Origin of the sequence: Achromobacter sp. 2789STDY5608615, from assembly GCF_001298995.1 — a bacterium.
Classification (GTDB): Bacteria; Pseudomonadota; Gammaproteobacteria; order Burkholderiales; family Burkholderiaceae_B; genus Achromobacter; species Achromobacter insuavis.
This window is the reverse complement of sequence record NZ_CYTY01000001.1, coordinates 270,137-291,846: the sequence shown is the minus strand read 5'-3', so window position 1 is coordinate 291,846 and position 21,710 is coordinate 270,137. Positions and strand designations below refer to the sequence as shown.

22 protein-coding genes and 3 tRNA genes are annotated in these 21,710 nt (G+C 66.2%); 15 read left to right on the top strand and 10 right to left on the bottom strand.

Annotated elements, in window-relative coordinates:
• Positions 1–7 precede the first annotated feature (7 nt).
• From AOZ49_RS01495 to rnr, 3 genes are all read right to left on the bottom strand, one after another.
• The gene (locus AOZ49_RS01495; protein ID WP_054474027.1) at positions 8–1,252 is read right to left on the bottom strand and encodes a cystathionine gamma-synthase family protein; all 1,245 of its coding nucleotides are present in this window, start codon (positions 1,250–1,252) and stop codon (positions 8–10) included.
• Positions 1,253–1,296: 44 nt separating this feature from the next.
• A complete protein-coding gene (gene rlmB, locus AOZ49_RS01490) occupies positions 1,297–2,034 on the bottom strand; it encodes a 23S rRNA (guanosine(2251)-2'-O)-methyltransferase RlmB (RefSeq protein WP_054433280.1) in 738 nt (245 codons plus the stop codon).
• Positions 2,035–2,122: 88 nt separating this feature from the next.
• Positions 2,123–4,588: a ribonuclease R gene (gene rnr / locus AOZ49_RS01485; protein WP_054474026.1), complete on the bottom strand. Its 2,466-nt coding sequence runs from the start codon at positions 4,586–4,588 to the stop codon at positions 2,123–2,125.
• Positions 4,589–4,766: 178 nt separating this feature from the next.
• Between rnr and AOZ49_RS01480 the strand changes: the two genes are divergently transcribed.
• Positions 4,767–4,851, top strand: a tRNA-Leu gene (locus tag AOZ49_RS01480).
• Between the two features lie 389 nt (positions 4,852–5,240).
• Here AOZ49_RS01480 and AOZ49_RS01475 read toward each other — a convergent pair.
• Positions 5,241–5,852 carry a tRNA-uridine aminocarboxypropyltransferase gene (locus AOZ49_RS01475; RefSeq protein ID WP_054474025.1) on the bottom strand — a complete coding sequence of 204 codons (612 nt, stop codon included), beginning with the start codon at positions 5,850–5,852 and terminating at the stop codon, positions 5,241–5,243.
• Positions 5,853–6,044: 192 nt separating this feature from the next.
• On the opposite strand from AOZ49_RS01475, the gene AOZ49_RS01470 reads away from it, so the two are divergent.
• A tRNA-Leu gene (locus AOZ49_RS01470) sits at positions 6,045–6,129 on the top strand.
• Between the two features lie 174 nt (positions 6,130–6,303).
• On the opposite strand, the gene AOZ49_RS01465 is transcribed toward AOZ49_RS01470, so the two are convergent.
• Positions 6,304–6,744, bottom strand: a complete 441-nt coding sequence (locus AOZ49_RS01465; RefSeq protein ID WP_054474024.1) for a GNAT family N-acetyltransferase — start codon at positions 6,742–6,744, stop codon at positions 6,304–6,306.
• Positions 6,745–6,862: 118 nt separating this feature from the next.
• Between AOZ49_RS01465 and AOZ49_RS01460 the strand changes: the two genes are divergently transcribed.
• The 4 genes from AOZ49_RS01460 to AOZ49_RS01445 all read left to right on the top strand — a co-directional run bounded on the left by AOZ49_RS01460 (position 6,863) and on the right by AOZ49_RS01445 (position 11,980).
• Positions 6,863–7,771: a DMT family transporter gene (locus tag AOZ49_RS01460; protein WP_054474077.1), complete on the top strand. Its 909-nt coding sequence runs from the start codon at positions 6,863–6,865 to the stop codon at positions 7,769–7,771.
• 31 nt (positions 7,772–7,802) lie between these two features.
• Positions 7,803–8,747, top strand: coding sequence for an AEC family transporter (locus AOZ49_RS01455; protein WP_054433276.1), 945 nt, complete (start codon positions 7,803–7,805; stop codon positions 8,745–8,747).
• A 150-nt stretch (positions 8,748–8,897) separates the two neighbouring features.
• Complete coding sequence (locus tag AOZ49_RS01450) at positions 8,898–10,121, top strand: YeeE/YedE family protein (protein WP_054433275.1); 1,224 nt, start codon at positions 8,898–8,900, stop codon at positions 10,119–10,121.
• A gap of 188 nt (positions 10,122–10,309) precedes the next feature.
• Positions 10,310–11,980, top strand: coding sequence for an FMN-binding glutamate synthase family protein (locus AOZ49_RS01445; protein ID WP_054474023.1), 1,671 nt, complete (start codon positions 10,310–10,312; stop codon positions 11,978–11,980).
• Positions 11,981–12,016: 36 nt separating this feature from the next.
• On the opposite strand, the gene AOZ49_RS01440 is transcribed toward AOZ49_RS01445, so the two are convergent.
• Complete coding sequence (locus AOZ49_RS01440; protein ID WP_369815761.1) at positions 12,017–13,486, bottom strand: phospholipase D-like domain-containing protein; 1,470 nt, start codon at positions 13,484–13,486, stop codon at positions 12,017–12,019.
• An 11-nt stretch (positions 13,487–13,497) separates the two neighbouring features.
• Positions 13,498–13,830 (bottom strand): ElaB/YgaM/YqjD family protein, encoded by a 333-nt coding sequence (locus AOZ49_RS01435; protein WP_054433273.1) that lies wholly within the window; start codon positions 13,828–13,830, stop codon positions 13,498–13,500.
• 323 nt (positions 13,831–14,153) lie between these two features.
• On the opposite strand from AOZ49_RS01435, the gene egtD reads away from it, so the two are divergent.
• From egtD to AOZ49_RS01410, 5 genes are all read left to right on the top strand, one after another.
• Positions 14,154–15,131, top strand: a complete 978-nt coding sequence (gene egtD, locus AOZ49_RS01430; protein WP_054433272.1) for an L-histidine N(alpha)-methyltransferase — start codon at positions 14,154–14,156, stop codon at positions 15,129–15,131.
• A gap of 36 nt (positions 15,132–15,167) precedes the next feature.
• On the top strand, positions 15,168–16,484 hold the full coding sequence (egtB, locus tag AOZ49_RS01425) for an ergothioneine biosynthesis protein EgtB (protein ID WP_054474022.1): 1,317 nt from the start codon (positions 15,168–15,170) through the stop codon (positions 16,482–16,484).
• 142 nt (positions 16,485–16,626) lie between these two features.
• A tRNA-Met gene (locus AOZ49_RS01420) sits at positions 16,627–16,703 on the top strand.
• Between the two features lie 283 nt (positions 16,704–16,986).
• Positions 16,987–17,406 (top strand): hypothetical protein, encoded by a 420-nt coding sequence (locus AOZ49_RS01415; protein WP_156355554.1) that lies wholly within the window; start codon positions 16,987–16,989, stop codon positions 17,404–17,406.
• A 70-nt stretch (positions 17,407–17,476) separates the two neighbouring features.
• Positions 17,477–18,169: an SOS response-associated peptidase gene (locus AOZ49_RS01410; RefSeq protein ID WP_054474020.1), complete on the top strand. Its 693-nt coding sequence runs from the start codon at positions 17,477–17,479 to the stop codon at positions 18,167–18,169.
• On the opposite strand, the gene AOZ49_RS01405 is transcribed toward AOZ49_RS01410, so the two are convergent.
• On the bottom strand, positions 18,153–18,347 hold the full coding sequence (locus AOZ49_RS01405) for a hypothetical protein (protein ID WP_054474019.1): 195 nt from the start codon (positions 18,345–18,347) through the stop codon (positions 18,153–18,155). The genes AOZ49_RS01410 and AOZ49_RS01405 overlap by 17 nt on opposite strands.
• 232 nt (positions 18,348–18,579) lie before the next feature.
• On the opposite strand from AOZ49_RS01405, the gene AOZ49_RS01400 reads away from it, so the two are divergent.
• The 4 genes from AOZ49_RS01400 (at position 18,580) to AOZ49_RS32855 (ending at position 20,710) form a co-directional block, all read left to right on the top strand.
• Positions 18,580–18,753, top strand: a complete 174-nt coding sequence (locus tag AOZ49_RS01400) for a hypothetical protein (protein WP_231690211.1) — start codon at positions 18,580–18,582, stop codon at positions 18,751–18,753.
• Positions 18,741–19,772 (top strand): SDH family Clp fold serine proteinase, encoded by a 1,032-nt coding sequence (locus tag AOZ49_RS01395; RefSeq protein ID WP_197286683.1) that lies wholly within the window; start codon positions 18,741–18,743, stop codon positions 19,770–19,772. The genes AOZ49_RS01400 and AOZ49_RS01395 overlap by 13 nt, the downstream gene beginning before the upstream one ends.
• Positions 19,773–19,780: 8 nt before the next feature.
• On the top strand, positions 19,781–19,984 hold the full coding sequence (locus AOZ49_RS32290; RefSeq protein WP_156355553.1) for a hypothetical protein: 204 nt from the start codon (positions 19,781–19,783) through the stop codon (positions 19,982–19,984).
• A 273-nt stretch (positions 19,985–20,257) separates the two neighbouring features.
• Positions 20,258–20,710 (top strand): helix-turn-helix domain-containing protein, encoded by a 453-nt coding sequence (locus AOZ49_RS32855; RefSeq protein ID WP_197286682.1) that lies wholly within the window; start codon positions 20,258–20,260, stop codon positions 20,708–20,710.
• On the opposite strand, the gene AOZ49_RS01385 is transcribed toward AOZ49_RS32855, so the two are convergent.
• Positions 20,707–21,249, bottom strand: a complete 543-nt coding sequence (locus AOZ49_RS01385) for a DUF2514 family protein (RefSeq protein WP_231690210.1) — start codon at positions 21,247–21,249, stop codon at positions 20,707–20,709. The two genes, AOZ49_RS32855 and AOZ49_RS01385, sit on opposite strands and share 4 nt — an antisense overlap.
• On the bottom strand, positions 21,246–21,656 hold the full coding sequence (locus tag AOZ49_RS01380; protein ID WP_054474017.1) for a M15 family metallopeptidase: 411 nt from the start codon (positions 21,654–21,656) through the stop codon (positions 21,246–21,248). Before AOZ49_RS01380 ends, AOZ49_RS01385 begins: the two co-directional genes overlap by 4 nt.
• Positions 21,657–21,710 lie beyond the last annotated feature (54 nt).

Here is a 21,710-nt window from a genome sequence, read left to right as displayed (position 1 = left end):
CCGTGAATTATCCCTGCAGGCAGCCGTTGAGCGCCTGATCGAAGTCAAATAGCAGATCAGTCTCGTCCTCGATGCCCACCGACACCCGGATCAGGCTGTCGGCGATGCCCATCTGCTGGCGGCGCTCGGCGCCCATCTCGTAATAGATGGTGTGCGCGGCGGGCAGCGCCAGGCTGCGCGTGTCGCCCAGGTGGGTGGCCATCAGCACGATGCGCAGGCGGTTCAGGAAATCGAAGCAGTCCACGCCGTCGGCCAGCTCCACGCCCAGCAGCCCGCCGAAGCGCGCGCCGAACAGCGCGGTGGCGCGCGCGTGCTGCGGATGGCTGGCCAGGCCCGGGTAATGCACCTTGGCCACGCCGCGATGCTCTTGCAGGAAGCGCGCCAGCGCCAGCGCGTTGGAGCAATGCTTGGCCATGCGCAGCGCCAGCGTCTCGGCGCCGACGGCAATGCGGTGCGCGGGTTCGGCCGCGAGCGTGCCGCCCATGTCGCGCAGGCCCTTCTTCTTGATCTGGGTCAGGCCCCAGCCGGTCGACGGACCCTTGCGGTAGGCGTCGTAGATGTTCGAATAGTCGGCCCAGTCATACAGGCCGGTATCGGTGACCGCGCCGCCCAGCGCGTTGCCGTGGCCGCCGATGTACTTGGACAGCGAGTTCATCACCAGCGACGCGCCCACCGTCGACGGCCGGAACATCCAGGGCGAGGTCAAGGTGTTGTCCACGACATAGACCAGCCCCTTCTCGCGGCAGATCTCGCCGATGACCGCCAGGTCGGCGACCTGGGTGCCGGGGTTGGCGATGGTCTCGGTGAACACCATGCGGGTGTTGGGCTGGATCGCCGCGCGCACCTGCGCCGAGTCGGTCGCGTCGACGAAGGTGATCTCCACGCCCAGCTCCAGCAGCGTGCCCAGCAGGCTGTTGGTGTTGCCGAACACGTACTGGCTCGACACCAGGTGGTCGCCGCGGCGCAGCAGCGTGGTGAAGATGGCGGCCAGCGCGGCCATGCCGGTGGCGAAGCTCACCATGCCCTTGCCGGCTTCCATATGGTTGATCTTCGCTTCCAGCGCGGTGGTGGTCGGCGTGCCCTGGCGGGCGTAGGTGAAGCCCGGCTTGCCCTGGAACACCGCGGCCAGTTCGCGCGCATCGGCGTAGGCGAATTCCGACGAGGGATGCATCGGCTTGTGCACCGCTCCGTGCTCGACGGATTGCTGGCGGTCGGAATGGAGGATCGTGGTGGTAAAGCCGTTCTGGTGCATGATGGGCTACGCGGGAAGGAAGATAGCGAAGGGAAAGACGGTTCTCAGGCGCGACGCTGGCGCACGGTTTCGTACAGGCAGACGGCGCTGGCCACGCTGACGTTCAGGCTCTCGACCGATCCCAGCATGGGGATGTTCACAAGCTGATCGCAGGTTTCGCGCGTCAGGCGGCGCATGCCCTCGCCTTCGGCGCCCATGACCCAGGCCATCGGCTGGCGCGCGTCGATCTGGTGCATGCTGTCGGTCGCCTGGTCATCGGTGCCCACCAGCCACACGCCACGATCCTTCAGGCCGCGCATGGTGCGCGCCAGGTTGGTGACCATCAGGTACGGCACGGTGTCGGCCGCGCCGCAGGCCACGCGCTGCACGGTGCTGTTGAGCCCGACCGCGCGATCGCGCGGCGCGATCACGGCATGCACGCCGGCGGCATCGGCCGTGCGCAGGCAGGCGCCCAGGTTGTGCGGATCGGTCACGCCGTCCAGGATCAGCAGCAGCGGCGGGCCCTCGATCACGTCGAGCACCTCGTCCACGTCCACCGCCAATTGGCGTTCCTCGGCCAGCGCCACCACGCCCTGGTGGCGGGTGCCGCGCGCCAGGCCATCGAGACGCTCCATGGCGACCGGATGCAGGCGGCAGCCCGCCTTTTCAACCTGCTCGATGAACGTCTGCATGCGCTTGTCGCGACGCGACGCTTCTACGTAGATTTCCTTGATCGAGTCGGGCGCGTGGCGCAGCCGCGCGACAACCGCGTGAAACCCGGCAAGGACTTGGGTCGACGCCATAAATGCAAATACCTTTAGAAAGACGGATGCCCGCCCCAGAGCGGGGCGGGCCGCCGGACGTATCCGGCCATAGCTGCAATGTTACCCCTTAGTGGCGCTTGCGCACCGCCTTCTTGGCCGGCGCGGCGCGCTGCGGGGTCTTGGGCGGCTTGCCGGCCTTCTTGGCTTCGGCGCGCCGTTCCTTGGCGGTCTGGCCCTTGAGCGCGGCCGGCTTGGGCGCCGCCGCCTTCTTGACGCGCCGCGGACCTTCGTCCGGACCGCGCGCGGCCGCCTTGCGCAGGGCGTCGAAGCTGGTGCCCTGCACCAGGCGGAACTCGATGCGGCGCGCCTCCAGGTCCACGCGCGACACCTGCACCTGGACCTTGTCGGTCAGGCGGTAACGCATGCCGGTGCGCTCGCCGCGCAGCTCGTGCAGCGCATCGTTGAACTGGAAGTACTCGCCGCCCAGCTCGGACACGTGCACCAGCCCTTCGACGTGCAGCGTATCCAGCGTGACGAAGATGCCGAAGCTGGCGACGCCGGTGACGGTGCCGCTGAAGTCCTCGCCCACGCGTTCCTTGACGAACCAGCACTTGAGCCAGGCCTCGACGTCGCGCGAGGCTTCATCGGCGCGGCGTTCGCTGGCCGACAGCACCAGGCCCATCTTTTCCCAGATGGCGTGTTCGTGCTCGCGCTGGGTGCGGCCAATGACGACCGGCTGGTCGTCCAGGCTCGGCACATAGCGCTGGCCGGCCAGCAGGGCCTTGATGACGCGGTGCGTGAGCAGGTCGGGATAGCGCCGGATCGGCGAGGTGAAATGGCTGTAGCCGGGATACGCCAGGCCGAAGTGGCCCATGTTGTCCGGGCTGTAGATGGCCTGCTGCATCGAGCGCAGGCACATGGTCTGCAGCAGCTGGTAATCGGGACGGCCGCGCACGGAGTCGAGGAAGTCGCCGTAGTCCTTGGCCGTGGGCGTCTCGCCCCCGCCCAGCGACAGGCCCATGGTGCGCAGGAATTCGCGCAGCGACTGCAGGCGCTCGGGCGTCGGACCTTCGTGGATGCGGTACAGGCCGGGATGCTTGCTGCGCGTCATGAAGTCGGCCGCGCAGGTGTTGGCGGCCAGCATGCATTCTTCGATCAGCTTGTGGGCATCGTTGCGCACCGACGGCACGATCTGCTCGATGCGGCCCAGCTCATTGCAGACGATCTTGGTCTCGACCGTGTCGAAATCGATCGCGCCGCGCTTCTTGCGGCTCTGCGACAGCAGGTGGTAAAGCTCGTACAGGCTCTGCACCTGCGGCATGACGGCGCGCATGGCGTGGGCCGCCGGGCCGCCGGGCTGCTGCAGCGCCGCCCAGATATTGGTATAGGTGGTGCGGGCATGCGAGTGCATCACCGCGTTGTAGAACTGGTAGGCCGTGACCGTGCCGGCCTTGGCGCCCGAGGCCGGGATCACCATGTCGCACACCAGCACCAGGCGGTCGACGTCCGGGTTCAGCGAACACAGGCCGTTGGACAGCGACTCGGGCAGCATCGGAATGACGCGGCGCGGGAAGTACACGCTGGTGCCGCGCTCGAGCGCGTCTTCGTCCAGCGCGTCGCCGGGACGCACGTAGTGGCTGACGTCGGCGATGGCCACCAGCAGGCGCCAGCCCGGACGCTTGCGCTGGCCCGTGCCCAGTTCGACCGCCTCACAGTAGACGGCGTCGTCGAAGTCGCGCGCGTCTTCGCCGTCGATGGTGATCAGCGGCACGTCGCGCAGGTCGACGCGGTCTTTCAGGTCGCCCTTGCGGACGACGTCGGGCAGGCGGGCGGCCTGCTTGCGCGCGCCCTCGGAGAATTCGACGGGCACGTCGAACTTGCGCACCGCGATCTCGATTTCCATGCCGGGATCGTCGATCTCGCCCAGCACCTCGGCAACGCGGCCCAGCGGCTGCGTGTGGCGGGTGGGCTGCGCCATGATCTCGACTGCCACCACCTGCCCGTGCTGGGCGCCGTTGGTGTCGCTGGGCGGGATCAGGATGTCGTGCTTGATGCGCTGGTCTTCCGGCACCACGATGGACAGGCCATGCTCGTGCAGGAAGCGGCCCACCAGTTTGTTGGTGCGGCGCTCGATGACTTCGACGATGGTGCCTTCCGGCTTGCCGCGGTATTCGCCCGACGGCTTGACCAGCACGCGGTCGCCATGCAGCACCTTGAGCATTTCGCGCGGCGACAGGAACAGGTCCGGACCGCCGTCATCGCGCAACAGGAAACCGAAGCCATCACGGTGGCCCAGCACCTTGCCGGCCACGAAATCCAGCTTGGTGGCCAGCAGCAGCACGCCCTTGCGGTTGGGCATCAGCTGGCCGTCGCGCTCCATGGCGCCCAGGCGGCGTTCGAATCCCACCATCGTCGCGGGACGCTCCACGCCCATGCGCTCGGCCAGTTCCACCGGGGACAACGGCGCCCCCGCGGATCGCAGCGCTTTCAGGATGGCTTCACGGGACGGGACATCGGGGTCGAAGTCTGGCGGCGCTTCCGGCAACGGAGTGGATCTGTTGTTGTTCGATTCGTTATTCGATCGTTTTGCCAAAGCTAATTTTTCCGTATATAATGCGCAGCTTCTGTGGTTCGCCCAAGGCTGAACACTGAAGCAGAAATGGTCAGACGGATTGTAAAGTGGTTTTGCAATTGCGCTTTGAATACATGAGAAAAACCTCATGCAATCGAAGTGGCAGCGTATCACAAAGTTCTGACTGGAATGTCTCAGTGCCCAGGTGGCGGAATTGGTAGACGCGCATGGTTCAGGTCCATGTGCCGCAAGGTGTGGAGGTTCGAGTCCTCTCCTGGGCACCACGGAATTTCAGCTGAGGCTGCTTTGGTTCGCGACGATGTTGAAGTCGCCGTGAAATCAAACAGGCAGCGTTGGCAAAAAAGTTGAAAACCCCGGAAATCACAAGATTTCCGGGGTTTTTGCTTTGTGCGGGATTTTTGCTCGTGCGCTTTTTACTCGTACTTCTTGCTCGCACGCTTTTTGCTCATGCGCTTTTTTGCTCGTGCAGTTTTTCTTTGCGCAGCGTGAGCGGCCCCGCGCCGCGCGGCTTCGTTCCACGCTTCGTTCCACGCTTCGTCCTATACAGTCCAAATTACACGGTCTAAATACCCGCGCCGCGGCGAGCCTCGGGCGGAACCTCCCCTTTCGCCTGCCGAGCCGGGACAGCCTTCAGAGCCACCTCAGCGCCAAATCAGCGCCACGGCACCTTGCGATTCAGGTGATGGCGCGCATACAGATCCGCTCCCATCCCCGCGATCTGGCCATCGATCAATGCCTCGAAGGGTCGCAGCAGCTCATCGAAATTGCGAGGCGCCTCGAGCGCATTGAGCGCGTGCGTCACCGCCTCGATGGTGGACAGCGCACCCGGAATATCCGCGTGCCGCACCCGATAGCGCGTGGTCAGGCCGGGCGGCAGCATCACGCGCGGCAACGCGGCCAGCTGCGGATTGATGTGCAGCAGCTTGCGCGCATGGGTCCAGGTGCCGTCCGGCACGATCAATTGCACCGGCGCGCCCGTCGCGGCGGCGCAGCCCGGCGCCAGCACCTCGGCGCCCTCGCCGGGAAACAGCACGTGCGGCGCATAGCCAGGCTCGGCCCACTGCTCATATTGGAAGCGCTCGCCCACCAGGCGCCGCGCGCCGCCCAATCCCAGCACCGCCAGCCGCGCCGTGTTCAGCGCGTGGCGCGCCTCGCTGGGATGCTGCAATACCACCACGCGGGCGCGCGGCGTCAACGCCGGGATCAAGGCGCACAGACAGTGGGATTCAGGGCGCTTGCAGCGCAGGCAGAGGGGGCGTGACATAGGGCGACACTATAGCGAAGCCGGCCGCATCGAAAAAAAAGTGAAAAAAATGCTGCATGACTTGCACACTTCCAAAAAAGTATGCATAATCTCGTTCCTCTGCTGTTGAACACGAAACGAAACGCAGCCGGTAGCAAGAAGTCGAAAGACAACAAGCAAATCGGAAAGCGACGCGGAAGGTAAGACATCAGCGCCCAGGTGGCGGAATTGGTAGACGCGCATGGTTCAGGTCCATGTGCCGCAAGGTGTGGAGGTTCGAGTCCTCTCCTGGGCACCAATTATTACATCACGAGGTACCTGTCGTGATGCGCCAAGAAAAACCCCGTTCGCGAAAGCGTTCGGGGTTTTTTCTTTTCCGGGCCGGATACAAGCCCGCCGCGGCTGGCTGGCCATGACAAGCCAGCCACCGCAGGCCAGCCGCGACGGCCGGCCGGCCGATCGCTTGCCGCGCCTAGGCCAGTACCCGCGTCATGACGACGTGCGCAATGCCGGCTTCCATGAACTCCTCGCCTTCCACCTGGAATCCATGGGCCTCGTAGAAGCCCTTGGCGTGGGTCTGCGCGTGCAGCACCAGCATGCGGTGGCCGTCGCCGTGGCCCTGGCCGATCAGGGCGTCGAGCAACTGGCCGCCCACGCCCAGGCCGCGCGCGCGCTTGTGCACGGCCATGCGGCCGATGTGGCCATCGGGCAGCAGGCGACCGGTGCCGAGCGGCGTGCCGTCGGCGGCATAGGCCACGGCGTGCACCGAGACCGCATCGTCGTCATCCATCTCGACCTCGGGCGGCACGTTCTGCTCGACCACGAACACGTCATAGCGCACCGACGACGCGTCGTCGCGCAGGCGGTCCCAGGTTCCCAGGGCGATACGTACCGCCGGTTTTTCGCTAGCCATTTGTTTTCCTTCGCGTTGCCGCTGAACATGAATCCTTTGCCGGCATTTTCGCAGGGATGGCGCATTGGCGAAACAGGCGTACCATCGCGGCTGGCCCAATCCGCAGCTGACCTCCATCATGCCGCAAGCCGCAACGCCCGCCTGGTTGAAATTCGCGCCCGCGCTTTTCCTGCTGCTGTGGTCCAGCGGCTTCGTCGTGCTGAAAGTGGGCCTGGCCTATGCCGACCCGATGACGTTCCTGGCGCTGCGCTACGCCTGTGTGGTGGCGCTGCTGGCGCCCTTCCTGCTGGCGCTGCGGCCGCCGCTGCCGCGAGGCGCCAGCGCCTGGGGCCACCTGGCCATGGTCGGCCTGCTGCTGCAGGCGGGCTACTTCTGCTTCACCTACCTGTCTCTCAAGCAGGGCATGTCCGCCGGCGGACTGGCGCTGATCACGTCGCTGCAGCCCATCCTGATCGGGCTGCTGGCGCCGGTGATCGCGCACGAACGCGTCGACGCGCGGCGCTGGGCGGGGCTGGGACTGGGCGTGTCGGGCGCCGCGCTGGTCATCATCGCCAAGGCCTCGGTCGACCTGGCTTCGACGCTCGGCCTGGTGTTCGCGGTGGCCGCCCTGCTCTGCATCACCAGCGGCACGCTGTATGAAAAGCGCTTCGGCGTGCAGACCCACCCCGTCACGTCCAACACCGTCCAATACGCCGTGGGCCTGGCGGTCACGGCGCCGCTGGCCTTCTGGCTGGAGCCGATGCACATCGACTGGACCGGCCCGCTGTTCGGATCGCTGGCGTACCTGGTGATTGGCAATTCGCTGGTCGCCATCACGTTGCTGCTGGCCATGCTGCGCCACGGCGAAGCGTCGCGCGTGTCGGCGCTGTTCTTCCTGGTGCCGCCCTCGACCGCCGTCATCGCGCTGCTGGTGCTGGACGAGCCGATCCCGCCGCTGGCCTGGCCCGGCATGGCGCTCGCGGCGCTGGGCATCCTGCTGGTGACGCGCTCGGCGCGCACGCCCGCGCCGGCGCGGCAAGTAGAATGAGCGCCCTTTCGCGCCCACTTCGCCCGCCGCCATGAATGCCGTCATCACCGCCGCCCTGCCGGTCTTCGCACTGATCCTGACCGGATGGCTGGCGGCGCGCTGGCGCATCCTGGGGCCGGCCGCCACCGACGCGCTGAACCGCTACGTGGTCTACCTGTCGCTGCCGGCGCTGCTGTTCCGCGCCATGACGCAGGTGGATCTGGCGCACATGGCGCACTGGGGCTTCGTCGGCGCCTTCGCCGGCGGTATCGCCGTCACATTCGCGCTGTCGTTCCTGCCGCGCAAGCGCGGCCCGCGCGGGCTGACGGACCGCAGCATCGAGGGGCTGGCGGCGGCCTACGCCAACGCCGGCTATATGGGCATCCCGCTGTGCCTGGCGCTGTTCGGCGCCGAAAGCCTGGCGCCGGCCGCGTTCACCACGCTGATGACGGCCAGCGTGCTGTTCGGCTTCGCCATCGCCCTGATCGAATTCGACCGCCAGCAGGCGCCCGGCCTGGGCGCCACGCTGGTCAAGGTCGGCCGCGCGCTGATGCGCAATCCGCTGCTGGCCGCGCCGGTGCTGGGCCTGGCGTGGGCCGGCACCGGGCTGGCGCTGCCCGAGGGACTGGATCGCTACGTGTCGTTGCTGGGCGCGTCCGCCAGCCCCTGCGCGCTGGTCACCATCGGCCTGTTCCTGGCGCAGACCGAGACCGCCAGCCCGGGGCCGGGCGTGCTGCGGCTGGTGGCCGGCAAGCTGCTGCTGCAGCCGGCCGTGACCGCGCTGCTGGCGTTCCAGGTGTTTTCCATGCCGCCGCTGTGGGCCTGGACCGCGGTGCTGATGAGCGCCCTGCCGATCGGCACCGGCCCTTTCATGCTGGCCCAGATGTACGGCCGCGATGCCCGCGTCACCTCGCGCGCCATCCTGGTGTCCACGGTGCTGTCCGTCCTGACCGTGAGCCTGCTGGTGGCCTGGATCAGCGCGCACCCGATCTCCTGAGCCGCGCAGTTTTATATAATTTTTGGTTATTAAAGAAGCACAAATAGATGCTTTGAGAAATGACCTGCTAGCTTTAGACTTTTATCCACGATGACGGGTGCGGCGACGCGCCCGTTTGCTTTTCCCTTATCGAATCCCCGGGACTCTCCCATGAGCACCAACACTTCCGCCCTGCCCCTGCCTTCGGCGCTGCCGCCCATCCAGATCAACCGCAAGCCGCTCTGGATCGCGCTGCTGCTGGTGCTGGCCGGCGCCCTGTACCTGAACCAGACCGTCAGCTGGCGCCAGGGCGCGCTGTGGATCGTCGGCGCGCTGCTGGGCGTGGCGCTGTACCACGCCTCGTTCGGCTTCACCCAGGCCTGGCGCGTGTTCGTGTCGGACCGCCGCGGCGCCGGCCTGCGCGCGCAGATGTTCATGCTGGCGATCGGCGTGCTGCTGTTCTTCCCGTTCCTGGCGCAAGGCTCGCTGTTCGGCCAGCCGGTCAACGGCCTGGTCTCGCCCCCGGGCGTGTCGGTGCTGCTGGGCGCGTTCCTGTTCGGCATCGGCATGCAGCTGGGCGGCGGCTGCGCCTCGGGCACGCTGTTCGCGGTGGGCGGCGGCAATACCCGCATGCTGGTCACGCTGCTGTTCTTCATCATCGGTTCGGTCATCGCCACCGCCAACTTCGGCTGGTGGTCGACCCTGCCCGCGCTGGCGCCGACCTCGCTCATCAAGACCTGGGGCCTGGCGCCCGCCATCATCGCCAACCTGGCGGTGTTCGCGCTGATCGCCTGGATCGCCACCGTGCTGGAAAAGCGCCGCCACGGCCACGTGATCTCGTTCGCTTCGCGCACCGCGCGCCCGGCCTCGCTGCTGCAAGGCCCGTGGCCGCTGATCTGGGGCGGCGTGGCGCTGGTGGTGCTGAACTTCGCCACGCTGGCGCTGGCCGGCCGGCCCTGGGGCATCACCTCGGCGTTCGCGCTGTGGGGCGCCAAGGCGCTGGACGCGATGGGCGGCGACGTGGCCACCTGGGCCTACTGGAGCAAGCAGGCCGCGCTCGGCGCGCCGCTGCGCCAGGACGTGACCACGGTAATGGATATCGGCCTGATGCTGGGCGCGCTGGCCGCGGCCAGCGCCGCCGGCAAGTTCGCGCCGGTCTGGAAGGTGCCCGCTCGCTCGCTGGCCGGCGCGGTCATCGGCGGCCTGCTGCTGGGCTACGGCGCGCGCCTGGCCTTCGGCTGCAACATCGGCGCCTACTTCAGCGGCATCCTGTCGGGCAGCCTGCATGCCTGGCTGTGGTTGCCGGCGGCCTTTGCCGGCAGCGCGCTAGGCGTGCGGCTGCGTCCGCTTTTTGGCCTGGCGGTGGAAAAGACGCCGTCGGCATCCAGCTGCTGAGAAACACTGTTCCAGCAACGGCCCCCGAAAGGGGGCTTTTTTACGTCCTCGCCCCGCAGCGCCAGCACTGGCGCGGCTTGCGGACGGGTTCGGGATCTCGGCACCATGCCGGCACGCGCCTGCCCGTTCACCGGTTTTACAGCCGCCGTGGTGTATGGTTGCTGCATTCCGCCCTACGGAGACAGGACATGCAATGGATCACCGGCCGCTTCACGGCCTTTATCTTGACCCTGGTGGCCGCCGCCGCGACCACCATCCTGGTGTTCACGGACTCGTACTGGTGGCTGTGGGCCGCCGTGCCGCTGGTGCTGCTGGGCCTGCTGGGCGTGTACGACCTGATCCAGACGCGCCACGCCATCCGCCGCAACTATCCGGTGCTGGGCAACCTGCGCTTCCTGTTCGAGTTCATCCGGCCCGAGATCCGCCAGTATTTCCTGGAGGATGACACGCAGGCCTCGCCGTTCTCGCGCGCGCAGCGTTCGATCGTGTACCAGCGCGCCAAGCGCGAGATCGACAAGCGGCCCTTCGGCACCCAGGAAGACGTGTACGGCGACCGCTACGAATGGATCAACCATTCCATGTCGCCCACCCACATCGGCGACACCGACTTCCGCGTGGCGGTCGGCGGCCCCGACTGCACCCAGCCGTATTCGATGTCGGCCTTCAACGTCTCGGCCATGAGCTTCGGCGCCCTGTCGGCCAACGCCGTGCTGGCGCTGAACGAAGGCGCGCGCCAGGGCAACCTCGCCCATGACACCGGCGAGGGCGGCATCAGCCGCTACCATCGCCAGCCGGGCGGCAGCCTGGTGTGGAACATCGGCTCGGGCTACTTCGGCTGCCGCGACGAGCACGGCGCCTTCTCCGAGGAGGCCTTCGTCAAGAACGCCTGTACGCCGCAGGTGAAGATGATCGAGATCAAGCTGTCGCAGGGCGCCAAGCCGGGCCACGGCGGCATCCTGCCAGCCGGCAAGGTCACGCCCGAGATCGCCGAGGCGCGCGGCGTGGCCCCCTGGCAGGACTGCAACTCGCCCGCCAGCCACTCGGCCTTCGACTCGCCCATCGGCCTGATGAAGTTCGTCGCCCGCCTGCGCGAGCTGTCCGGCGGCAAGCCGGTCGGCTTCAAGTTCTGCGTCGGCCATCCGTGGGAATGGTTCGCCATCGTCAAGGCCATGCTGGAAACCGGCATCACGCCCGACTTCATCGTGGTCGATGGCGCCGAGGGCGGCACCGGCGCGGCGCCGGTCGAATTCGTCGACCACGTCGGCACGCCGCTGCGCGAGGCGCTGCGCCTGGTGCACAACACGCTGATCGGCGTGAACCTGCGCGACCGCATCAAGCTGGGCGCCTCGGGCAAGATCATCACCGCGTTCGACATGGCCCGCGTCATGGCCATGGGCGCCGACTGGTGCAACGCCGCGCGCGGCTTCATGTTCGCCATCGGCTGCATCCAGGCCCAGGCCTGCCACACCGGCAAATGCCCCACCGGCGTCACCACCCAGGATCCGCTGCGCCAGCGCGCCCTGGTGGTGCCGGACAAGGCCCAGCGCGTGGCCAACTTCCACAAGAACACGCTGCACGCGCTGGCCGAACTGCTGGCCGCCGCCGGCCTGACGCATCCGAACCAGTTGCGCCCGCACCATATCGCGCGCCGCATCTCGTCCAGCGAGATCCGGCTGCTGTCGGCGCTGTTCCCGGAACTGGCGCCGGGCGAACTGCTGCGCGGCGAGTTCCGCCACCAGGTGTTCCGCGCCGGCTGGTCGATGGCGCGCGCCGACTCGTTCCAGCCGACCCACGACATCAGCACCGCGCTGGCACAGGAATACGTCATGGCGCATCCGCCCCAGGGCACGCCGGCCTGAGCGCGGGATGGGCCGCCGCGGCACGCGTCGCCCGGCCTACAGCCAGCGCTCGAACATGCGCGAGAAGAACTCCATGAAGCGGTCATCCACGCCCCGGGCCCGCCAGGCCTCGGGCGTGATGCGCACCGACTCGGCCACGTCGCGCTGGAACAGCGCCTCCATCTCGGCCGCGAACTCCGGCCCCAGCACCACCGCGTTGACCTCGTAGTTCAGGGCGAAGCTGCGCCAGTCCATGTTGCTCGATCCCACGGTGGACCAGACGCCGTCGACCACCGCGGTCTTGGCGTGCAGCAGCGCGTCGCGCCGCTCGTGGATCTTCACGCCCGCCTTGAGCAGCTTGCCGTAATGGGAGCGGCCGGCATTGAACACCAGCGAGGAATCACTGAAGCCCGGCAGCACCAGCACCACGTCCACGCCGCGCTGCGCGGCCGCCGCCAGCACGTCGACGAAGGCGGGGTCCGGCACGAAGTACGCCATGGTGATGTGGATGGAGCGCTGCGCGCTCTCGAACGCGGACATCAGCGTCAGGTAGACGGTGTAGCCGTCGCTGCGATCGGGCTGGTTGGCCAGGATCCGCACCCGCGTCGGCCCGGTGGCCGGCGCGATGTCCGTGCCGCCGCCGCGCAGGGGTTCCTTGGCCTGCGATTGCCAGCCATCCTGGATCACCGCTTCCAGCTGGGCCACCGCCGGCCCCTCGATCCGCAGGTGCGTATCGCGCCAGGGCGCGGCCTGGGCGTCGGTCCGCTTCGCGTCGGGTCCGCTGCCCACGCCGCCCGACGCGCCGCTGCCGCCGGCGGGCGATGAGGCGTACACGGCGCTGACGTTGATGCCGCCCAGATAGCCCACCTTGCCGTCCACCACCAGGACCTTGCGGTGGTTGCGCTGGTTCGGCGACCAGCCGGCGCGGCTGCCGCTGACGGGGCTGACCGGATTGAAGACGGCGACCTGCACGCCCGCGTCGCGCAGGCGCTGGAACAGCGCATCGGGCGTCTTGAGGGTGCCGACCGCGTCCACCATCAACGCGACGTCGGCGCCGCGGTTGCGCGCCGCGATCAGGGCCTCGGCAAAGCGCGCACCCTCCTCGTCATCGTCGAAGATATAGGTTTCCATGTGCACGTAGCGCCGCGCCTGCGCGATCGAGCGCAACATGGCCTGGTGGGTGCTCGGGCCATCGGCCAGCAGTCGCACGCGATTGCCGGCCACCAGCGGCGCGCCGCTGACCGCTTCCTCGACGGCCAGGTGGCGCGCGAGGAAGTCATCCTTGGCATTGCGGGGATCCGCCGCGATGTCGTGGCCGCGGCGGTAGCTGGCCTGCGACGCATCGGCGGACAGGCCGGCCTGCGCCTTGCGGGCAGCGCGTTCCTGCGCATCGGGCACGCTGGCGCAGGCGGCCAGCAGGGCCGCGCAACAGGCCAGCGCGGCCGCGCGCACGGCGCATCGCCATGCGGTCCGCCCCTGCGCCGCCGGCGCGGGCGGGCCCGGCGGCGGGGCCGGAGGCGGCCTCATGGCACGGGGACTCAGCGCCGGTTGGCCAGCAGGCAGCAGCCCAGCAATACGCCCACCAGCGTCGCCACGCCCACCGATTTCCAGGCGTGCTCGTGCACGTATTCATCGGCGTAGGCCTTGGCGCGGCGGGCGCGCTCGCGCGCCACGCCTTCCCAGTCGCCCGCGGATTCGCGCGCCTCGGCCAGCTGGCGCGTCAGGCGCGCGCGCGCCGCCTCGATTTCAGAGCCGGTATATGAGGCGGTCGAACGCAACAGGTCTTCCGTACCGGCAAGCAACTCGTGAAGGCTGTCGTTCACGCGGTCGCGGTGCAGGGCCATTTCGGCGCGTTGGTGCTTTCGATTCATAGTCGCTCCTTGTCGCGGGTTGCTCAGGGGGCCTTGCGGCTTGCCGCCAGGCCGTGAACCCATTGTGGCCATTCCCGCCGCCGCGCGCCCGAGCTTTCGCAACCAGCCGTTAACCGATATTTCAGTGGCGCGGCGCTTGCTGAGCCCGGCAGGCGCGGTGACGGCCATAGGTACCGTCCCCGTGTGCGGACGGCCTTTCCGCCCCCGCCAATTTCGTAAAAGTCCATTGCATTTCAGTGGCTTAACTTGACACCGGAACCCCTCTGGCGGCCACAATGTGTTTTTGCAATGCGCTTCATCAGCCTCAAAAAGGAACTGAACGCATGGTCTCTCCCTCCGCCCTGCTCGCCGGCGCCGCCCCGCGGTTCCTGGCGCCGCAACCCCAGCCCCTGAACGCCGAGCAGCAGGAATTGCGCGACGGACTGCTGGATCATCCCGCCCATATCGATCCCAAGTTTCTCTACGACGCGCTCGGCTCGTCGCTGTTCACCGCCATCACGCAATTGCCGGAGTACTACCCGACCCGCTGCGAGGCCGAGATCTTCGCGCGGCACGGCCAGGACATCGCGCGCCACATCGGTCCGGTGCAGGCCATGATCGACCTGGGCGCGGGCGACTGCGTCAAGGCCGAGCGGCTGTTTGCCAGCCTGCGCCCGCGCCATTACGTCCCCATCGACATTTCCGCCGACTACCTGCAAGCCGCGGCGCGGCGGCTGCGCCTGTCGTATCCCGACCTGCGGATCACGCCCATCGGCCTGGACTTCTCCCAGGCGCTGGCGCTGCCCGCCGACATCGGCGCCGAGCAGCGGCTGTTCTTCTATCCTGGCTCCAGCATCGGCAATCTCGACCCGGACGCCGCGCTGGCCATGTTGCGGCGGATCCAGCGCCAATGCGCCGGCGGCGGGCTGCTGGTCGGGGTCGATCGCGTCAAGCCCAGGCAGGTGCTGGAGCCGGCCTACGACGACGCCCTGCACCTGACCGCGGCCTTCAACCTGAACCTGCTGCGCCACGTCAACGACCTGCTGGGCAGCGACTTCGACGTCGACGACTGGCGCCACGTGGCGCTGTTCAACAGCGATCAGTCGCGCATCGAGATGCACCTGGAAGCGCGACGGCCCGTCACCGTGGCCTGGCCCGGCGGCCAGCGGCGCTTCGACGCGCAAGAGCGCATCCATACCGAGAATTCGTACAAATTCACGCCCGAAACGTTTACCGAGCTGCTGCAACGCGCGGGCTACCACGACATCCGCCACTGGTCGGACACCCGCGGCTGGTTCTCGGTGTTCAGCGCCCGTGCCTGACGTCGCGCCCCCTCAACCCGCCCCTGGAGGATCGCCATGGAACCTGCCTGCCTGCTGACCCACCCGGCCAACGGCCCCTACGCCGCCGGACAGGCCGGCCAGCACGACCGGTACGATGCCGTGCGCGCCACCACCACGGCGCTGGCCGCCCCGTTGAGTCCCGAGGACTGCCAGGTGCAGTCCATGCCGGACTGCAGCCCGGTCAAATGGCACCTGGCGCACACCACCTGGTTCTTCGAGACCTTCCTGCTAACGCACTTCCATCCGCCCTGCCCCGTGTTCCACCCGCAGTACCGGATGCTGTTCAACTCCTACTACAACGCCATCGGCGCCAAGCACCCTCGGCCGCAGCGCGGCCTGCTGACGCGGCCGCCGCTGGCCGACGTGATGCGCTATCGCCAGCATGTCGACCAGGCCATGCACGACCTGATCGCGCGGCTGGGCGGCAACGATCCGGCCTTCGACGCCTTGCTGGAGCTGGGGCTGAACCACGAGCAACAGCACCAGGAGCTGATCCTGACCGACCTCAAGCACCTGTTGTCCGCCAACCCGCTCAAGCCGGCCTACGTGGCCTCGGGTTCGCCGGCGCTGCCGCCGGGCACGCCCGCCGGCTGGACCCGCTACAACGGCGGCGTGGTCCGCATCGGCCACGACGGACAGGGCTTCGCCTTCGACAACGAAGGCCCCGCGCACGACGTGCTGCTGGCGCCCTTCCACCTGGCCGACCGCCTGGTGACGCAGCACGAATACCTGGCCTTCATCCGCGACGGCGGCTACAAGCGGCCCGAACTGTGGCTGTCGCTGGGCTGGGAACGGGTCTGCGCGGAAGGCTGGCGCGCGCCGCTGTACTGGGAAGGCCAGCGCGACGACTGGCGCGTCTTCACGCTGCGCGGCATGCAGGAGCTGGAATTGCAGGCGCCGGTCACGCACATCAGCTACTACGAAGCCGATGCCTATGCGCATTGGGCCCGGGTGCGCCTGCCGCGCGAGGCCGAGTGGGAGCATGCCGCGCGGCAGTTGCCCGACGGCGCCTGGTCGAACCGCGCCAACCTGCTGGAAAACGGCCACCTGGATCCGCGTCCCGCGCCCGCCCGATTGAGCAGCGGCGGCCCGGCGCAGCTGTTCGGCGATGCCTGGGAATGGACCGCCAGCGCCTACGATGCCTACCCGGGCTTCAAGCCCGATGGCGGCGCGGTGGGCGAGTACAACGGCAAGTTCATGTGCAACCAGTACGTGCTGCGCGGCGGCTCCTGCGCCACGCCGCGCGGCCACATCCGGCCAAGCTACCGTAATTTCTTCCCGCCGGAAGCGCGTTGGCAGTTCTCCGGCATCCGCCTGGCGCGGGATGCCTGAGGGCGCGTCAGGGGGGCCTGCGCGGGACGGCACGCGGGCCCAAACAAAAAAGCCCGTCCCCTACTTGCAATCCTAAAATTTTCCGTGCTAGAATTTCGTTCTTCGTTGCTTGGCTTTCATTGAAACCGGCGGCGATAGGGATGGCGCATTAGCTCAGCCGGTTAGAGCGACGGAATCATAATCCGCAGGTCCCCTGTTCGAATCAGGGATGCGCCACCAAAGAATTCAAAGGCCTCCGCGTAAGCGGGGGCTTTTTTCATTGGCGCGTTTTGGATGGAATATTAGACAGCATCTAATATCCAGTAGGCCGCACAGTGCCTTCACAGGCACACACTGTAGGTACCACTTCTTCGCGAGGGTTCACTTGGACTTTGGCACTTGGCTAACATCCTCACCGCCGGCAGCATTGGTGCAAGCTTTCGGAACGCCCCTTATAGGCCTTGTAGCCGCGTACATCGCACATCAGAGCGCGCGCACCGCACGGAACAAGTTGAAGTACGACATGTTCGAAAAGCGCCTTCAAACGTATCGCGATGTCTCTAAGCTGCTATCGGAAGCGACGCAGAGCGGTTGGTTTACGGTCGAATCGCAGGAGGCCTTCAGGCAGTCGCAAGCTCAAGCGAAGTTCCTGTTCTCCGACGCGGAGATCGATAAGTTCCTGCATGAAGCGAACAGCCGCTTGTATGTGCTGTCGCCGCCTCTCGAGGCCATGCTCCACCCAGGCTCCGAAGCAGCGGGCAGCATGGAACTGGACCGCCACGCCAAACTGATGGAATGGCGCTTTGGCGACCTTGTTGGGGAGCCAAAAACACGCGACCAGCAGGAGCGCGAAAATCCCTGGTTGCGATCTATAGTGTGGTTGTCGGAGCATGCCGCCAAATGGGACAATCTAACGCTGCCCTACCTTCGCCTGTCGCACTAACCCAGTAGACCAGACCAAAGGGCGGCTCATCGCGCCCCTTACCGGCCACTGTGCTGGCCAGGAGCACATCATGTGCGGTCGCATCGTCCAGAAGTCCGGGCCGCTCGATTACGTCGAGCGCATGTTCCCCAACCCGCGCCGGGTGTTCGCCGACCCGGCCGGCCCGCGCTACAACATCCCGCCCGGTACGCGGCCGATGGCAATGCATCGCCTGGCCGGCGACTTCGAACTGGAGCGCCTGCACTGGGGCTGGCGCCCGCACAATTCGAAGTACCTCATGTCAAACGCGAGGCTGGACAAGATCCTCGCCGGCGCCTGGCCGTGGAAGATGCTCACCGCGCGCGGCCGCATCCTGGTGCCGGCGGATGGCTGGTACGAATGGAAGCCCCTCGCCGAAGGGCCGAAGCCGCCCAAGCAGCCGTACTACATCCACGCCACCGACAATGCGCCCCTGTTCTTCGCCGGCCTGAGCAACTGGAGGCCGGACGCCGAGAAGGACGAGGCCCACGGTTTCGCCATCGTCACCAATGACGCCGCGGGCGGCATGATCGATGTCCATGACCGCCGGCCGCTGGCACTGCCGCCTGACCTGGCCATCCACTGGATGGACCCAGAATTCCCCACCGCGCAGGCGCTTGCGCTGCTCGAGCAGGGCTTACCCGAAGCGGCCTTCACCTGGCACCCCGTGCGCCAGGAAGTGGGCAGCTCCAAGTACCAGTTGCCCGACGCCATCGACCCCGTCCAGCCTATGCCGCCGGCTTGACCTTGTCGTAGAGCAAGATGGCCTTGGCCAGCGTCAACTCCATCCCCTGGCGCATGCCGTTCGCAGCCCACAGTTCATGCTGCCAGCACCCGTCGACGAACACCCGACAGATCGTCCACCCGCCAGGCCCTGCCCAGTAGTACTCGTCCCGCTGCTGCCAGTCTGCTGCGTCGGCCATGCTCCGTCCCCTTTCGGCCGAAATCGGGGCCGAATTGCGCGAATTCTAGGACTGTTTACACTGTATGTCCATACAGTATTTTTAGAGCAAGACCGTGCGACTCCAATGCACCGTCCTCCGGACACACCACCTCGGCGAACGCCGCCACGACAACGACCCAGGCCAACCCGTAGTGGGCACGGTCCGGATGTACTCCATGCTCCACCAGGGTCTAAACAGGCATGTCCCGCGCATGACCATGGAGGCCCTGGCCAAATTCGGTGCCACCGTTCCGAGCGCCATCCCTGACCTGCTCGAACCCCAGCTCCTCACCTTCGGGTCTGACCGCGGCATGATGGTTGCTGGGTTCGAGGAGATCGCCGGCGTGCGCTACTACCAGGGCTGGTGGATGCAATGGACGAGTTAGCCATTGCGAACTGGGGATGCAACATGGGCGCAGGATGTCATTCGGCATTACGTGATAAATTTTGTCTGGTTGTGACAGTATCCCTACGTAAGGAAAAGCCGCACAAGGCTCGCTCCTATAGACAAATAGATACGAGACAAATGGCAAACTTAGACACTCACATTGGGTACGGGCTTGACTTTTATTGCGGCCAACTAGAGGAGCACTTCAAGTGCCCGATTCTCGCCTACCTCGGCCCGATTCATCCCGCTGTACTGGGACTATTCATCGAAAGCGTTGAGAACGTGGTTGCAGCGCGAGACATGGGTAAGTACGAATTCCCGAGGCGTTTGACGATCGTCTTGGATACCCCAGGAGGTATCGTCGAAGCTGTCGAAAAGATGGTCGACGTTGTCCGCCATCACTTCGATGAGGTATTTTTTGCGGTACCCCGCTCAGCCATGTCGGCAGGCACCATTTTCTGCATGTCGGGCGACAAGATCTTCATGGACTACACATCTTCGCTCGGTCCGATTGACCCCCAGGTCAGCCTTCAGAATGGAGATCTAGTTCCTGCTCTCGGCTACATCGACAAGGTCCAAGAATTCATCGATAAATCGGCGGCAAGCAGGCTCACTGACGCCGAGCTCATGATGTTGCAACGATTGGACCTCGCTACACTTAGACGTTACGAACAAGCTAGAGATCTTTCCGTCAGTCTGCTTAAAGAGTGGCTGGTCAAGTACAAGTTCAAGGACTGGGACACTCACACCACGACGAACCCGGGCTCGCAAGTCACCGTGGAACAGAAGCAGGAACGGGCGGAGCAGATCGCCAGAGACCTGAGCGACAACAGGATCTGGCACTCGCACGGCCGAATGATCGGCATCAACAGGCTACAAAACGGCCTTAAATTACGGATTGAAAATTACGGCAGTGATGATAAATTGAGGGGATCGATGCGGCAGTACTCCGAGCTGCTGATCGAATTTGCCGAAAAGCAATCCGGCCCCTTTTTTCTTCACTACCGGAAAATTTGAGGAACGCCATGCATCTCAGCGAAAAGACTACCGAAGTCATGCTCAAAGAACTCGCCACACGCACCCCCGAAGATCGGGAAAGACTGGCCCAAGTAAGTGAGAATTTTGATCGACTGGTCCGCGCAGGTGTAGTTTCTCTGGAGACCTACAAGGTTCAACCGACCAGCCCCAGCGCGTATAGCCGCCTGCACGCGAAGGAAACGCGGTTCTAGCAGATCCAGTAGGCGTCTTGATCAAGCCACCCTCGGGTGGCTTTTTCATTTCGGCCACGCCTCCTCGACCAACTTCGCGCCTCGCCCACGGTGCCGCAGGCCAGGGCAACAACGGCACAGATACGGTCCTCGCATGATCCCAAATGCGCGATCTTGACTTTTCATGATCCCATTTGTTATGATGGCTCCGCGCAAGCAGTCCCGCGCAAATCACGCCCAGGCCGCTCTCGAGGCCGCCCGGGCGGTCAACAATCACATTGCGAGGCTTTTCTCATGAACATCCAGAGCACCTACACCCCGCCCACCCCGGCGGCCCTCCGGCAACTGCAGCAGAAACTCGGCCTGTCTGGCAAGCAGATGGCCAAACTGGCCCACGTCAGCGAGCAGCACTGGCGCAAGTACACCACCGACGGCGAGAATAGCCGCCAGATGACGTACAACACGCTGTTCCATCTTGTTGCCAGCTTGGAACTGCCTGCGGAAGATCTGAACGTGGTACGCCATGCCATGGGCCAGATCACCGATATCGGGCATCACGAGCCGACCCTGATGGACGAATGCACCGCGTTCCAGGTGATGGGCCGTCAAGCGCGGCGTGACAACCTGAACATCCGACCGGACCAGCAAGATTTCGGGCATCCGGCGCGGACTGCGGCATGGCTCACCGGTTGGTACACCGAAGACCTGCGCCAGACCCAGCGCGCCTACGAGGCGCAAGCCACCTAAGGCCGGACGCCCAGTGAATCGTACGCCCGCTCGCAGGTCAGTCCTGTGATGCGGGCACGGTCTGCAATTCCCGCAAGCTCCGCAGCTCGTTCGCTAACCCGTCCGAGCATGTAGGCGAGCAGATCGACGGCAGCGGCTCCTGACGGGCTTCCGTCGGCAAGGGTGGGGTCACGGGCGACTGCGGCGCGAGCCAACGTGTTTGCGCGGGCGCGCAGCCGGTCGCGCTCATCACGAGCGCCAGCAGCGTCAGCAGCCGCGGCAGCGGCCTGTTTCTGGGCATCATCACGGGCAATCTCCAAGGCGGCCATGCGCCGCCTTTCTTCATTTCTGACGGCCTCTAGGGCTGCAACCGTAGTCGTGGCTTGCGCGGCTTGTTTCTCGGCGTGGTCGGCGCGCATTTCCGCCAGCTGTGCCGTGTAGCGCCAAGCCTGCACAGTCCAAGCCGCGCCACCGGCGGCAATTGCGCCCACCACCACTGCGGCGGCGTATCCCCGCCAGCCCAGCAGCAGGCCGGCCACTTTCGCGCCGGCGTTCATCATGCTGCTGCCTTCCAGCCGCGCGGCAGCTGAAAGTGCGGACCGTCCTTGAGCGATTTCCAGTCCCCGCCCCACTCCACCGGCGCGCCCAGCTCGGCCGCGCAGGCCTTGACCACGTCGGCCAGGCGGCGGAATTGCTCCCAGTCGTTCCACGGGATCGTGCCGCCGACGAGAGGCGCCAGGTCGACGGCGTGACCAAAGCCATCCTGCTGCTTGAGGTGCAGGCTGTTCTGCGTCTGGCTGGCGCCTTGGGCGACCAGCTCGCGCTGGCGCTCCGCCGTGCGCACCCCTTCCACGACAGTGAAATCCACCGTCGTTCGCTGAATCGCCAGTTTGACGATTTCGACAAGTCGGGGGTGCACCCCATCCAGGCGCTGCAGACTGCGCGCCGATAGGTTGAATCCGGGCATGGTTGCTCCTCAATGAAAAAGCGCGCCCAAGGGCGCGCGGCAGGTGAATCGGAA